At 63.1% G+C, this 14242-nt stretch carries 13 protein-coding genes; 6 read left to right on the top strand and 7 right to left on the bottom strand.

The window, feature by feature from the left end:
• Positions 1-30 precede the first annotated feature (30 nt).
• Positions 31-984 (top strand): agmatinase, encoded by a 954-nt coding sequence (gene speB / locus OKW20_RS10685; RefSeq protein ID WP_429172058.1) that lies wholly within the window; start codon positions 31-33, stop codon positions 982-984.
• Positions 985-1022: 38 nt separating this feature from the next.
• On the opposite strand, the gene OKW20_RS10690 is transcribed toward speB, so the two are convergent.
• From OKW20_RS10690 to OKW20_RS10715, 6 genes are all read right to left on the bottom strand, one after another.
• Entirely contained in the window at positions 1023-2582 is a 1560-nt protein-coding gene (locus tag OKW20_RS10690; protein WP_429172060.1) for a polyamine aminopropyltransferase, read from the bottom strand.
• Positions 2579-2815 (bottom strand): hypothetical protein, encoded by a 237-nt coding sequence (locus tag OKW20_RS10695; protein ID WP_192449377.1) that lies wholly within the window; start codon positions 2813-2815, stop codon positions 2579-2581. Before OKW20_RS10695 ends, OKW20_RS10690 begins: the two co-directional genes overlap by 4 nt.
• Positions 2812-3474: a hypothetical protein gene (locus OKW20_RS10700; RefSeq protein ID WP_429172062.1), complete on the bottom strand. Its 663-nt coding sequence runs from the start codon at positions 3472-3474 to the stop codon at positions 2812-2814. Before OKW20_RS10700 ends, OKW20_RS10695 begins: the two co-directional genes overlap by 4 nt.
• Before the next feature lie 12 nt (positions 3475-3486).
• Positions 3487-4338, bottom strand: a complete 852-nt coding sequence (locus OKW20_RS10705; protein WP_429117941.1) for a DUF350 domain-containing protein — start codon at positions 4336-4338, stop codon at positions 3487-3489.
• A 66-nt stretch (positions 4339-4404) separates the two neighbouring features.
• Entirely contained in the window at positions 4405-4800 is a 396-nt protein-coding gene (gene speD / locus OKW20_RS10710; protein WP_429172064.1) for an adenosylmethionine decarboxylase, read from the bottom strand.
• Between the two features lie 45 nt (positions 4801-4845).
• Positions 4846-5823, bottom strand: a complete 978-nt coding sequence (locus OKW20_RS10715) for a DUF808 domain-containing protein (RefSeq protein ID WP_043611065.1) — start codon at positions 5821-5823, stop codon at positions 4846-4848.
• A gap of 264 nt (positions 5824-6087) precedes the next feature.
• Between OKW20_RS10715 and OKW20_RS10720 the strand changes: the two genes are divergently transcribed.
• Genes OKW20_RS10720 through OKW20_RS10730 form a run of 3 tightly spaced genes read left to right on the top strand, consistent with a single transcriptional unit; the run spans position 6088 to position 11080 of the window.
• Positions 6088-6690 (top strand): TetR family transcriptional regulator, encoded by a 603-nt coding sequence (locus tag OKW20_RS10720; protein WP_043611063.1) that lies wholly within the window; start codon positions 6088-6090, stop codon positions 6688-6690.
• Positions 6691-6746: 56 nt separating this feature from the next.
• Complete coding sequence (locus tag OKW20_RS10725) at positions 6747-7898, top strand: efflux RND transporter periplasmic adaptor subunit (RefSeq protein ID WP_043611061.1); 1152 nt, start codon at positions 6747-6749, stop codon at positions 7896-7898.
• A gap of 26 nt (positions 7899-7924) precedes the next feature.
• Complete coding sequence (locus tag OKW20_RS10730) at positions 7925-11080, top strand: efflux RND transporter permease subunit (RefSeq protein ID WP_429172066.1); 3156 nt, start codon at positions 7925-7927, stop codon at positions 11078-11080.
• Between the two features lie 54 nt (positions 11081-11134).
• On the opposite strand, the gene OKW20_RS10735 is transcribed toward OKW20_RS10730, so the two are convergent.
• Entirely contained in the window at positions 11135-11932 is a 798-nt protein-coding gene (locus tag OKW20_RS10735) for a C1 family peptidase (RefSeq protein WP_429172068.1), read from the bottom strand.
• 339 nt (positions 11933-12271) lie between these two features.
• Here OKW20_RS10735 and OKW20_RS10740 point away from each other — a divergent pair, with 339 nt between their 5' ends.
• Both OKW20_RS10740 and OKW20_RS10745 read left to right on the top strand, forming a co-directional pair.
• Positions 12272-13201: a sugar ABC transporter substrate-binding protein gene (locus OKW20_RS10740; RefSeq protein WP_402321225.1), complete on the top strand. Its 930-nt coding sequence runs from the start codon at positions 12272-12274 to the stop codon at positions 13199-13201.
• A 102-nt stretch (positions 13202-13303) separates the two neighbouring features.
• The gene (locus OKW20_RS10745; protein ID WP_429172070.1) at positions 13304-14197 is read left to right on the top strand and encodes a DMT family transporter; all 894 of its coding nucleotides are present in this window, start codon (positions 13304-13306) and stop codon (positions 14195-14197) included.
• Positions 14198-14242 lie beyond the last annotated feature (45 nt).

A 14242-nucleotide genomic window follows, 5' to 3' on the forward strand; every position in this document is an offset into this window, starting at 1 on the left:
GGGTTCCGGCGACAGAAAGGGAGAACTTCCATGGACGAAAAATTCAACCAGCCGCTCGGCGGCAACGACATGCCCCGGTTCGGTGGCCCCGGCACGATGATGCGCCTCCCGACGGCGACGTCGGCGGAAGGCCTCGATGCCTGCTTCGTCGGCATCCCCATGGATATCGGCGCGTCCAACCGCTCCGGCACCCGCTACGGTCCGCGCCAGATCCGCGCGGAATCCGTGATGATCCGCCCCTACAATATGGCGACGGGTGCAGCACCCTTCGAGAGCCTGCAGGTTGCCGATATCGGTGACATCGCCATCAACACCTTCAACCTGCCGGCCAACATGGAGATCATCACCCGCGGCATCGGCGAGATCCTGAAGCACGATTGCATTCCGCTGACGCTCGGCGGCGATCACACGATCAGCTACCCGATCCTGAAGGCGATCGCGGAAAAGCATGGGCCGGTCGCCCTCATCCACGTCGACGCGCATGCGGATATCAACGACACGATGTTCGGCGAAAAGATCGCGCATGGAACGCCGTTCCGTCGTGCCTATGAGGACGGCTGCCTCAATCCCAATCTCGTCTTCCAGATCGGCCTGCGCGGCACCGGCTATGCGTCGGATGATTTCGACTGGTCGCGCGACAAGGGCTTCACGGTCGTCCCGGCCGAGGAATGCTGGCACAAGTCGCTGGTGCCGCTGATCGAAGGTATCCGCGCGAAGATAGGCAACCACAAGACCTACCTGACCTTCGACATCGACAGCCTTGATCCGGCCTATGCGCCGGGCACCGGCACGCCGGAGATCGGCGGCCTGACGATTATCCAGGCGATCGAGATCATCCGCGGTTGCCGCGGCCTCAACCTCGTCGGCGCCGATCTCGTTGAGGTTAGCCCGCCCTTCGATACGACGGGCACGACCGCGATCACCGCGGCGAACCTGCTTTATGAAATGCTCTGCGTTCTGCCGGGCGTGAAGTACAAGCGCTAGCGCCCGTCGTTGTGGCGATAGCGCTGCTTTCCGCAGCGCTATCGATAGTTCCGCCAGCCGGCGAGGTAATAATCGAGCAAGGCGGGGCGATCGAGCGTGTTGACCTCGACCCCGTCTGCGATCACGTCCTTCTCGAACAGGAAGTGTTTGGCGAAGTTTGCTTCGTCGAGATAGCGCGTTGCCACCTTGAGCGCCGGTCGCGCTGGATCGAGAGCGGTGTCACTCGCCAGCACGAACCCCCAATCGCCGAACGAGGGAACGTTGGCGTGGTAGGGGTAGAGATTGGCGAAGCCTGCAGCCTCCACAGTTTTGGCAATGCTCGCAAAGGCCCTTGGCGCGAAATAGGGGCTCGTCGCCTGGGTCACGAGCAGCCCACCGGGGACGAGATTGTTGCGCACCAATCGGTAGAATTGTTTGCTGTAGAGCCTGGCGAGCCCGCTGTTGTTGGGGTCCGGCAGGTCGGCGATGATGAAATCGAAGGGCGCGCGATTTTCCTGCAGGAAGCCGAAGGCGTCGGCGAGAACGACCCTGACCTTGTCTGATGCGAGCGCGTCGCCGTTGAGCGCCAGAATATGCGGGTTGCTCCGGGCGAGGTCGATCATCTCCGGGTCGAGATCGACCAGCACGACTTCGCGGACATAGGGATATTTCAACAGCTCTCTCGCGGCGAGGCCGTCGCCGGCGCCGAGCAGAAGCACGCGGCCGGCCGGCCGCGTCGCCAGCGAGAGCGGAATGTGAACGAGCGCCTCGTGGTAGCGATATTCGTCGATCGATGAAAACTGAAGATTGCCGTCGAGATAGAGCCGCACATCGTCCCGATCCTTGGTCAGGACGATGCGCTGGTAGCGCGATTGGTCGCTATGGACGATGCGATCTTCGTAGAGGCTCTGGTCCCAGCGTTCGAGGAAGTAGTGCGAGAGTGCGATCAGTGCGGCGAGCAGCACCGTCAGGACAAGCGTCAGCCGCATGAGCGGCCGCGACCTTTCGCCGATCTCGTCACCAAAGACCCGGAGCACCGCAAAGCCGATGGACATGTTGGCGAAGCCGAAGAGCAGCGACGATTGGTAGACCCCGAAGAACGGCAGCAGGAAGAAGGGGAAGGAGATGGTGGCGATCAGCGCGCCGAAATAATCGAACGAGAGGATGTTGGCGATGTTCACCTTGAGCTGGTTGTAGCGCTCCATCAGCCGGGTGAGGAACGGGATCTCCAGACCGATCAGCACGCCGATGGTGACGGTGAAGATCAGGTAGAAATGGATGAAGAAGCTCGTCCAGGCATAGGCGAAATAGAGAACCGGAATGCTCACGCCGCCAAGGAAGGCGAGTGCCAGTTCGATCTGGACGAAGCGGACCAGCAGATCCCGCTCGATATACTTCGACAGATAGGTCCCGACCCCCATCGAAGCCATGTAGATGCCGATGGTCAGCGAGAAGAACTTCACGCTGTCGCCGAGGAAATAGGAGGCCGTGGTGGCGATCAACAATTCGTAGATGATCGAGCACAGCCCGGAGACGAAAGCGCAGAAGACGAGCGTCAGCGAGCGCCTGGAGCTGCCTGTCGATCGTTCATCGGGCGCATTTTCCGGGATCTCGGTCACTTGCCGCTTTCCGGACCGCCGCCCAGCCGGTTGGTTCCGTCGAGGCTGCCGGCGCGATTGCTTGGCTCGTGGTAGGTTTCAGGGCCGCCCCAGTACCAGCGCGATGAGCCGGAACTAGAACCGCCGTGGCCGGAATAGCCATAGCCGTCGAGCGCGAAATAGAAGAGGGCGATGTAGATCGCGCCCAGGATCGTCGCCGTGACATATACCACGCGTCTGGTCTCGTTCGTCATGAGCGGAACCTCGTTGCCAGCCGAATAATCGTCCGGTTGACGATTTCGTTGACCAGGAGACCGATCGTGAGCGTGAGGACGCCGAAGATCAGGTGTGGGATGCTGCTGCCATAGCTTCGGCTGATAGCCACCCTGATGACGTTCGCGCGCACGGGGCCCTGTGCCTTGACGTTCAGGTAGTATGCGCCCGGCTGCGGAATCGTGAGCTTCATTTCATAGATTTCGTTGGCCTCTTCCCAAGGGCCATCGCTGTCGGCTCCGATTTCGTGCCAAAGCTCCTGGCCGAAGGACAGCATGTAGTCCTTTTCGGCATCGAGCAGTTCCACTTCGACGAAAGACCACCTGTTCACCTGGACGTCGGCCGTCACTTGAACCCGGAAGACCTGGTTGGCGCGCGTGACCATGAAGGGGCCGATCAGCTCATAATTCTGCGTCGGCACGCGTTCGCCTGCCTCGTCCGCTTCGACCGCCGCCGGCGAGCTCGCCGCCATCCTTGCCGGGCCGGTGAAGATCTTCTGCGATTCCCAGCTGAAGACCCAGGCGGTGAACAGGCTCAATAGGCCGAAGCATATGTAAACCGATGCGATCCGGCCGTAATCGAGCCCGGCCGCGATGGTCGGCCCGCTGCCGGTGGTTTGCTTGCGATACGCATCTGCCACGCTTGCGCCCGCCTACAACAGAAATGCGAGAACGGTGGCGAACGCGATGGCGCTGGACGCCTCGAGGATCCCGGCGCCGATATTGCCATCGTCGCGGATTTCCCGCGCCAGCGACTGGCCAGGGATGATCGACCGGTCGATCGCCACGCGGATGACCGGCAGGAAGATGAAGGCGATCAGGTTCGCGGTCGCGAATTGCAGCAGGTCGCTCTTCCAGTCGCTGAAGTTGCCGGCCGAAGCGTTCATCACGATGATCGCGAGTGCGATCACGTGGCCGCAAAAGGCGATGCCTGCTGCGGAATTCTTGCGCAGCAGTTCGTCGTGGATGTCGTAGGGCGAAAGCTTCTCGTAGACAAAGGCGAAGACGAACAGGGAAACCTGCCCGAGCACGAAGAAGACGACGGCGGATACAACGCCACCGCCTTCGCCCGATATCGCGCCCGCCGCAATCAGGCCGGTGGCAAAGTAGACGCCGAAATGGACCGCTCCGACGCCCGTGTTCTTCTCGTGGACGAGCTGTTCGGTGTCGCTGAACCTTCGCAGGATCGCTGCATCGACGATCCAGCCGCTGAGGTTCAGCATGACAAGGCCGAGCAATGCATAGCCGCCGACGGAAAGCAGGTCCTGCGTCAAACCGTTTGAGGGGCCGACGAGTGCAGCGCAATAGATGACGGCTGTCGCGAGATAGTAGCCGCTGGTCGCGATCGCGATCGCCTGGTTGTCCTTCGAAGCCAGCTCGTGATCGATGTCATAGGGCCGGAGCATGCCCTTCAGCCATTTCGAAAGCAGGAACAGAACGAGATAGAGAAGGACGAATGCCGGCGCCCGCGCGACATCGTCGAAAACGAAGTTCCTGAAGTCCATGGAAGGCCCGTTAGATCGTAGGCTGTGAAAATGCCGGGAGAGGCTTATGCGGCTTCGCGTCGTCGTTCAAGATGCGATGCAACTCTCGGCTGAAAGAAGTGGCTCGGAACCTCTGGCGACCGCGGTGATCTTGATATCCGTCGGGTTGAAACGTCGCTTGAGCGGCGCGATGGCTTCCCTTGGATCGCAGCCGCCGCACACGAAAACGTCGAGTGCGGCGTATCCGGTCTCCGGCCAGGTGTGGATGCTGATATGCGATTCCGCGAGCAAGGCGACGCCCGTCACGCCGCCCTCGCCGCCGAACTCGTGCAAGCGCACGTCGAGCAGGGTCGCGCCGCAGGCATCGGCAGCCTCCCGCAGGGCCTGGTCGATGCCGATGGCGTCAGCGAGCCCGGTCGCCCCCCAGAAATCGAGCAGCAGGTGCGTTCCTGCGGGGCGGTAGCCGCTGTTGTCTTTAGCCATGCGTTGGGCCCTTCAGGCGGGGAGAGCGCTATCAAGCCGATGATTTCAGCCGCGTTGATCCCGCACTGGTCGCAGCCGGCTCCAGATCGGCGCGACGACGTTGCCCATGACGACGATGGTCGCGGCGCCGACGACGATGGCGAGCAGGGCCTGCTGCGCCGAGGTTGCGAGCCAGCCGACGAGGCCGGGAGCGACCTGAAGCGCCAGGGCGACGTGCTCGGAGATGTCGTGGATCAAATGTTCCGGACCGGCCTGGCCCATCTGCGCCATTCCGTGCACGAGGATGCTGCCGCCGACCCAGAGCATGGCGGCCGTGCCGATGGCGGCGAGCAGCTTGAGGAAGACCGGCATGCCGAGCACGAGCCCGCGGCCGAGCGGACGCAGGAGCGAGACGGGGTTCTTGGCAAGCGCGACGCCGGCGTCGTCGGCCTTCACGATCAGGGCGACCGCTCCGTAGACGGCAAGCGTGATGAGGATGCCGACGCCGGCCAGAACCGCGCCCTGCATGTAGATGCTGGCGTCGGCAACGGTCGAGAGCGTCAGCGCCATGATCTCGGCGGAGAGAATGAAGTCGGTGCGGATGGCGCCGGCAACCTTCTCGTTTTCAAGTGCTGCCGGATCGCTGGTTGCGCCGAGCACGGTTTCCTCATGCGCATGGGCGGCATGGGGGAAGAGCGCGCCATAAAGCTTCTCGGCGCCCTCGTAGCAGAGATAGATGCCACCGACCATGAGCAGCGGCGTGATCGCCCAGGGGGCGAAGTAGCCGAGCAGAAGGGCACCGGGCAGAAGGAAGAGCAGCTTGTTCTTGAGCGAGCCGTAGGCGATCCGCGCGATGATCGGCAGCTCCCGCTCCGGTGTCAGGCCGACGACATAGCGTGGCGTCACCGCCGCATCGTCGATCACCACGCCCGCGGCCTTGGTGCTGGCCTTCACCGTCTGGGCGGCGACGTCGTCGAGCGAGGCGGCAGCCATCTTGGCGATCGCGGTGATATCGTCGAGGAGGGCGATGAGACCTGTGGCCATTGATGGCTGAACCCTTTGAGAGAAATCCGAAAAAGCGGCGGTTAAGTCGCCAGTAACCACCATAGCGTGTCGAGTCAACGGCAGCCGGGGTTGCATCAATCGCGGTCTCGCATCGCGGAGGCTTCCGGCGGTCCGGCGGCCGCCATTCTGGTCTTCAAACGTGATCGCGTTGCCCGGCCTGTGCCATTGACGCACACCTCGTTTCGATTTACGACTGACGAAATACAAAATTCGTCAGTCGTAAATCGAAAGGCCAGCGATCCGGTGAGCAACGATATCGTCGTCGACCAGACACGGCAGGACAACATCACGCGCATCCTCGATGCGGCGGAGGGCCTGTTCCGGCATTTCGGCTACAGCAAGACCAACGTGGCCGACATCGCCCGCGAGCTCGGCATGTCGCCGGCAAACATCTACCGCTTCTTTGCGTCGAAGGCCGAGATCCACCAGGCGCTTTGCGCGCGGATGCTCGCCGCCAGCTACCAGCAGGCGCAGGAAATCTGCCAATTGCCGCTCACCGCCAGCGAGCGCCTGCGCCGCTACGTCCATGCCCAGCACCGCATGACGGTGGAACTCATGCTCGACGATACCAAGGTGCACGAGATGGTGATCGTTGCCATCGAGCGTGAATGGCACGTCATCGACAAGCATATCGACCGGATCGACGCGCTGCTCGCCGACGTCATCCGCGAAGGGATTGCCGCGGGCGAGTTCCGCGACCAGGACGCCGATGCCGCGTCCCGCTGTTTCGGGGCTGCGACTGTCACGCTCTGTCACCCGCAAATGGTCGCCCAGTGTCTGAGCAAATCGAACCGTGCAAGCCCCGAAGAGCTGGTCGAGTTCGCGATTAACGCATTGAAAGTTTAGCAGAAATATTTACGGCGCGGCTTCTGCCTGCGCCAGCCTGTTTTGGGAGTGCGAACATGTTTAAGCCCTTAGAATTTCGCCGCCGTATTTCATTCTTTGCCACTGCTGCACTCCTTACGACGCTCACGGCGACCCTTGCCGGCTGCTCGCAGGAAAAGACCGAAGCCACTGCGGTCGTGCGCCCGGTCAAGGTCGTCGAGATCGCCGAGGCCGACACGGCCCGCCAGCTCAGCTATTCCGGCTCCGTGCGGGCGCGGACCGAAATGAACCTCGGCTTCCGCGTCAGCGGCAAGATCGTCGAGCGGGTCGTCAATGTCGGCGACCGGGTCAAGGTCGGCGATCTGCTCGCCCGTATCGACGCTACCGACTACGAGCTCGCCGTGCGCAGTGCCTCGGCCAATCTGGAAGCGGCCGAGCGCCAGGTCGAGACGGTCAAGCTGGTGCGCGACCGCGCCGAGCAGCTGCTCGCCCGGAAGTTTGCCTCGCAGGCCCAGTTCGATCAGTCGGTGCTGAGCTACAACCAGGCCGTGGCGACGCGCGACGCCGCGAAGTCGGCGCTGTCGCAGGCGGAAAACCAGGTGACCTATACGAACCTTGTCTCCGACCGGCCGGGCATCGTCACCACGATCAATGCCGATGTCGGCCAGGTCGTCGGCTCGGGCACGCCTGTCGCCACCGTCGCCGTCGAGGGCGAAAAGGAAGTGCAGGTCGCCGTGCCCGAGACGGAGATCGCCAACTTCAAGACCGGTCTTCCGGTGAAGGTCGGGCTCTGGTCCGACACCGACCTGTCGCTGGATGGCACGGTGCGCGAGGTGGCGGGTAGCGCCGACCAGCAGTCGCGGACCTTTTCCGTGCGGGTGAGCCTGCCGAACGATCCGCGGGTGCTGCTCGGCATGACCGCCACCGTCGAGGCTTCGGCCGGCAGCGGCAAGCCTTATGTCTCGGTTCCCTTGAGCGCGCTTGCCCAGAAGGACGGCTACACCATCGTCTGGGTTGTCGATCGCGGTACGGAAACCGTCCGTAGCCGCCCCGTCACGCTTTCCGACTTCACCACCGACGGCGTGCGCGTCACCGACGGCCTTGCGGTCGGCGACCTTGTCGTTGCCGCCGGGACGCAGTTCATGGCCGACGATCTCAAGGTGACGATCTCGAACGCGACAATGCAGCACTCCGCTTCGGCCCAGGCCGAAGTCCCACTCCTGCGCTGACACCCGAAAACCGCGGAACCGAGCCGATGACCACCTCCTCTTCCGACGAAAAGCGGCCCTTCAACCTTTCCCGCTGGGCGATCGCGCATCCAAGCATGGCGCGTTTCCTGTTCGGCCTCATCATCCTTGCCGGCGTCTTCGGCCTGATGCGCATGGGGCAGAAGGAAGACCCGGACTTCACCTTCCGCGTCATGGTCGTGCAGGCCTTCTGGCCGGGCGCCTCGATCGAGGAGATGCAGGACCAGGTCGTCAACAAGATCGAGCGCAAGCTGCAGGAAACGCCGCATCTCGATTTCGTGCGCTCCTATACGCGTGCCGGCAGCGCGATCATCACGTTGCAGGTCGAAGGCGACACCAACGCGCAGCAGGTGGCGGACGCCTTCTATCAGGTCCGCAAGAAGGTCGGCGACATCTCCAACGAGCTGCCCGAAGGCTTGCTCGGTCCCTATTTCAACGACGAATTCGGCGACACCTTCATCACGCTGCATTCGCTGAGCGGCGAAGGCTACAGCTATCCGGAGCTGAAGAAATTCGCCATCCAGGCGCGCGACATGCTTTTGACGACGCCCGGCGTCGAGAAGGCCGTCATCATCGGCGACCAGCCGGAGAAGATCTATATCGACGTCTCGTCCAATGCGCTGGCCGAGCGCGGGCTGACGCTCAACGATCTGCGCAGCACGATTGCCGGTCAGAACAACATCGATCCGGCGGGTGCGGTCGATACCGGCACGCGCTCGGTGCGCATCTCGGTCGAAGGCAGTCTCGACAAGGTGGAGGACCTGAAGAACCTGAGGCTTCGCGCCGGCGGCCAGATCACCCGGCTTGGTGACATCGCCACGGTCAGCTCCGGTCTCGAGGATCCCTATTCGCGCAAGTTCCGCTTCAATGGCCAAGACAGCGTGCAGATCGGCGTCGTCATGGCCAAGGGCTTCAAGGTGACCGATGTCGGCAACGCGGTGGAGGCGACCTATGAGCGCTTCGAGGCGTCGCTGCCCTATGGCGTCAAGGTCGACCAGGTCTCCAACCAGCCCGAAGTGGTGAAAGAAGCGGTCGGCGAATTCATGAAGGCGCTCGGCGAGGCGCTGGCGATCGTGCTGGTCGTGTCGTTCCTGTCGATCGGCTGGCGTTCGGGCCTGGTGATCGCGATCACCATCCCGCTGGTTCTGGCCGCGACCTTCGCCATCATGTACGAGCTCGGCATCGACCTGCAGCGCATCTCGCTCGGCGCCCTGATCATTGCGCTCGGGCTCCTGGTCGACGACGCCATGATTGTGGTCGAGATGATGGAGCGAAAACTGGAAGAGGGCTTGGTGAAGGTCGAAGCGGCGAGCTTCGCCTATACCTCCACCGCCTTCCCGATGCTGACGGGCACGCTGATCACCACGGCCGGCTTCATTCCCGTTGGTTTTGCCGCCTCGACCGCCGGGGAATATGTGCGCTCGCTGTTCTACGTGGTCGGCATCGCGCTCGTCGTTTCCTGGTTCGTCGCCGTCTATTTCACGCCCTGGCTCGGCAACATGCTCCTGAAGCAGCGCAGCCACGCGGGCAACCATCACGACGTCTTCGACACGCGCTTCTATCGCCATCTTCGCACGACGGTGACGTGGGCCGTGCGCCATCGCATCATCGTGCTGTCGACGACGCTCGTCATCTTCTTCGTCAGCCTCTGGGCATTCCAGTTCATTCCGAAGAACTTCTTCCCGCAGTCGTCGCGGCCGGAAATCCTCGTCGACCTCTGGCTGCCCGAAGGCACCAGCATCAAGGAAGTCGAGAAACAGGCCAAGGCACTCGAAGCCCGTATGATGGACGACGAGGACAAGCGCTTCATCGCCACCTATATCGGCGAGGGTGCGCCGCGCTTCTTCCTGCCGCTCGACCAGCAGCTGCGCAACCCGAACTTCGCCCAGCTTCTCGTGATGGCCAAGGACGAGCCGGCGCGCGAACGGCTGATCGCCAAGATGCGCGGAATTCTAGCCGCCGATTTCCCGTCGATCCGCGCCAAGGTCGATCGCCTGTTCCTGGGCCCCCCGACCGGCTGGCCGGTGCAGATGCGCATCATGGGACCGGACCGAGAAGAGGTGAGGCGTATCGCCGACCGCGTCAAGGCGAAGTTCCACGAGAACCCGCAGCTTGGCGCCGTGCATGACGACTGGCTGGAGCCGGTGCCGGGCATGAAACTGGTGATCGACCAGGACCGCGCCCGCGCGCTTGGTGTGACCTCGCAGCGCATCCGCCAGATGCTGCAGGCGAGCGTCACCGGTGCGCCGCTCGACAACTTCCGCGACGGCGAGGAGACAGTGGCGATCGTCGCCCGCGAGCCGGCGGACAGCCGCAAGCTGTTGAGCTCGGTCGACTCCATCTACATCCCGACCGACTTCGGTGGCTTCGTACCGCTCTCGCAGGTGGCCAAGGTCGTGCCGGTACTCGAACAGGGCATCGAATGGCGGCGCGACCGGCTGCCGACGATCTCGGTGCGCGGCACGCTGCCGGATGGCGTGCAGCCGAACGACGTGGCGATGAAGATGTTCGGCGAGATGCAGCCGCTGCGCGACAGCCTGCCTGCCGGCTACTCGATCGCAATCCAGGGCGGCGCCGAGGATTCGGCCGAAAGCCAGGCCTCGATCGCCGCCAAGGCGCCGATCATGCTCGGCGTCATCGTCATCCTGTTGATGATCCAGCTGCAGCATTTCGGCAAGGCGATGCTGGTTCTCGCGACCGGTCCGCTCGGCATCATCGGTGCGGCGGCCGCCCTTCTGATCAGCGGCGCGCCCTTCGGCTTCGTCGCGATCCTCGGGGTCATCGCGCTGCTCGGCATCATCATGCGCAACTCGATCATCCTCGTCGACCAGATCGACCAGGATATCGCGGCGGGCATGGACCGTGCCGAGGCGATCGTCGGGTCGGCCGTGCGGCGCTTCCGGCCGATCACGCTCACGGCCTTGACGGCGGTGCTGGCGCTGATCCCGATCTCGCGCGGTGTCTTCTGGGGACCGCTCGCCTACGCCATGATGGGCGGCATTCTGGTTGCGACCGTGCTGACGATCCTGGTTCTTCCGGCCGGCTATGCCCTCTTCTTCGGTCGCGAACCGAAGAAGGGTTCCGCCGAGCCTGAGACGGCGGAAAGCCTCGAGGCCGAGGACGCAAAGACCGTAGCCTATCCCGCCGCCGTGGCGGCAGAGTAGCGCCACGGCACCTTTCGAAGATGGCAGATCGGGCGGCGGGCAAGCCGTCCGACGTCAGGCGGTGATGTACATCGCCTGGCCCTGGGCGAGGTATTGGAACAGCTCGTAACCCATCCAGATATAGCCGTGACGTCCGTTCCATTCGCAGCCCCATTTCTCTCCGAAGCTGTTCTGGATGAGAATGGCCTGCTGCTCGTCGTCATAGCCGATGATCAACATGCAATGGCCGGTGTTCGGCAACTTTTCGAGCGGGCCTCTCAACGCACCTGGCCCTTCATATTGCATGAAGCCCTTGTTCAGGGACGTGCCGTAGCAAAGCGCGCCGCCCGCGACGATGACGGCCTTGATCGCGTCGAGATCGCTGGTCTCGACCGTCGCCCAGCCGGGTATCTGGAAGCTGGCGTCGGCAAGGGCGCCGGGATCGTAGCGCGACCAGAGCTCGGGACAATTCGGAAAATAGGGAGCCGTTTTCCAGTTCGGGGTGCCGCCCCCTTTGAGCAGGTTGAGATAGGAGGCCAGCTGTGATCCCGCGCAGCCCGTCTTCCCGTAGCTCTTCATCACCTCGATGTAGATATGGGCGGGGCTTGCCTGCCGCACGGGTTGCAACGGCGCCTCGCCGGTCGAGACGGCCGCCCAATAGCTGGCAAGTCCGTAGGTCGTGGCCCAGGCGGCGCAACTGCCGGGACTGCCGACATGGCTCGGTGTGCCCTGCGCCTTGGGCGGCGGCAGATAAAGCGCGTTGACGGTTGCCGCGCTCGGCAGCGATGCCGGTATCGGCGGCCGGAGCAGCGGGCCGTCTTCCTTGATCGTGGGATCATAGCCGAAGTTGAGAATTGCTTCCTGTACGGTCATCGGGATCTCCTGCCGACAGCTTGGGTTGGGTGGGTGAAAGTCACGGATGCATGCGCCGCGCGCCGCCGATATGTCCGGTGAGACGACAGCCGAAAGCGGCTCCCTCGTTTCCCGAGGGCGCAGTCGAAATCTCCCCGGCGACCGCGGTGCGTGTGCCAAGACGGTGCACGTATAGGTTTATTTTATCAGGATTACGCACGCTGAAAATCCCGGGTTTCGCAGGGGTTTCGATCATTCCATCGTTGCGCATAATGAAATGTGTGTTTCATTATTGACATTTAATGGATCATGCATTCCGTTTAGCGTTCATAAGTCGTCTGGTCCCCTGGGAGGTTTCGAATGAGGAAGTTGCTGTTTGCCGCCATGTCGGTTCTGCTGGCTGGCACCGCCCACGCCGAGAACATCGGCATCACCATTGCCCGTTCCGACAGCGCGTTCCTGACCATCCTGCGTCAGGGCATGGAAGACCGGGCAGCCAAGCTCGATGGCGTGTCGGTCCAGGTCGAGGACGCCCAGAACGATCCGAGCAAGCAGCTGGACCAGGTGCAGAATTTCATTTCCTCCGGCGTTGATGCGATCGTCGTGGTCGCCGTCGATGGTGACGGCACGCCGGCGCTGACAAAGATGGCGAGTGCTGCCGGCATTCCGATCGTCTATGCCAACCATCCGCCGGCCGATGTCGATGCGCTTCCCGAAACGGCGGCTTTTGTCGGATCGAACGAGGTGGACTCCGGCACGCTGGAAACGAAGGAAGTGTGCCGGCTGCTTGGCGGCAAGGGTGCCGTCTACGTGCTGATGGGCCCGCTCAACAACCATTCGTCGCTGACCCGCACGAAGGATATCCACGACGTCATAGCCACCGACGGCTGCAAGGGCATGAGCGTGATCGAGGAGCAGAGCGCCAACTGGGATCGCCTCGAGGCCAGCAACATCATGACCAACTGGCTCTCGACCGGACGGGAATTCGATGCCGTCATCGCCAACAATGACGAGATGGCGATCGGCGCGATCCAGGCGATGAAGGCGGCAGGCACCGATATGTCGAAGGTGGTGGTCGGCGGCATCGATGCGACGCCGGACGGGCTTGCCGCGATGGCTGCCGGCGATCTCGACGTTACCGTCTTCCAGAACGCAATCGCGCAGGGCGCAACCGCGATGGATGCCGCCGTGGCCCTGGCGCGGGAGGAAAAGACGGAACGGCAGATCTGGGTTCCGTTCGAACTGGTGACGCCCGGGAACATGAAGGACTACGCCAAGGCGAACCAATAGACGGCCTTTCGCCTCAAACAATCACTGGTAGATCCCGGTTTTAAGCGATAGAGAAGCCGGCAGGCCGCTCGTTACGGGCCTGCCAGCTTTTCTCGTGTCCAAATGTCTTCTGATCGTTCCGCCCAGCACCCTTCCCAGCCGATTGCCGACCTGCAGATCGCAATCGCGGCCTTCGTGGCGGGGGCCGGATGGCTGTTTTCGATCCATACGCTAGCCGAGCTGCCGCCGCTGCTCTTCCTCGGCAGCCGCTTCGTCATCGCCGGCCTGCTGATCGGTCTCCTGGCGCGGTTCGCGACCGTTGCCGAACTCGGCAGGGCGGTGCGCCTGCTGCTTCCCGGCGCGCTCGCCTTTGCCGTCGCCATGATGGCCTGGATCTTCGGCCTGAAACAGACGACGAACCCCGGCGTTGCCGCCTTCATCTCCTCGACCGGCAACCTGCTGGTACCGGTTTTCGGCTCGCTGTTCTTCGGCTGGCCGGTCGGTCGAGCGCTCTGGATCTCGATCGCCGTCGCGCTTGCCGGGATGGGCCTGCTGTTTCTTGGCCCCGGCGCCCGCGTCGAGGCGGCTCACCTCTATTTTGTCGTCTCGGCCCTGCTTTGGGCGGCGAGCATCGCGCTGGTCAAACGCAATTCCGCCGAGGTCGGCGCGGTGGCCGTAGCCGCGATCCAGCTGGTGGTCGCAGGGGTGCTCATCCTCGCCGTTTCGCTGCTCGTCGAAGAGATGCCCGGGGCAGTCCCTTCGATCGAGACCTGGGGCTGGTTCCTGGCAAGCATCCTGGTCTCGACCTGCCTGCGTTTCGTCCTGCAGTTTCGCGGCCAGCAGCTGATCTCGGCGGCGCGGGCATCGGTGATCATGTGCTGCGAGCCGGTATGGGTTCTCGTCTTCGCGCTGGCGTTTCTCGGGACGCCCTTAGGCCTTTCCCAGATCCTGGGCTGCTTGGTCATCTTCCTCGCCATGATCTGTCAGGTTGCTTTGCCGTCCAGATCGGCCGCCTGAAGACCACTCTCACATTAACCCGAAGCATTTGCGCGGCATGATCGT

Source organism: Ensifer sp. LBL (assembly GCF_050435225.1).
GTDB lineage: Bacteria > Pseudomonadota > Alphaproteobacteria > Rhizobiales > Rhizobiaceae > Ensifer.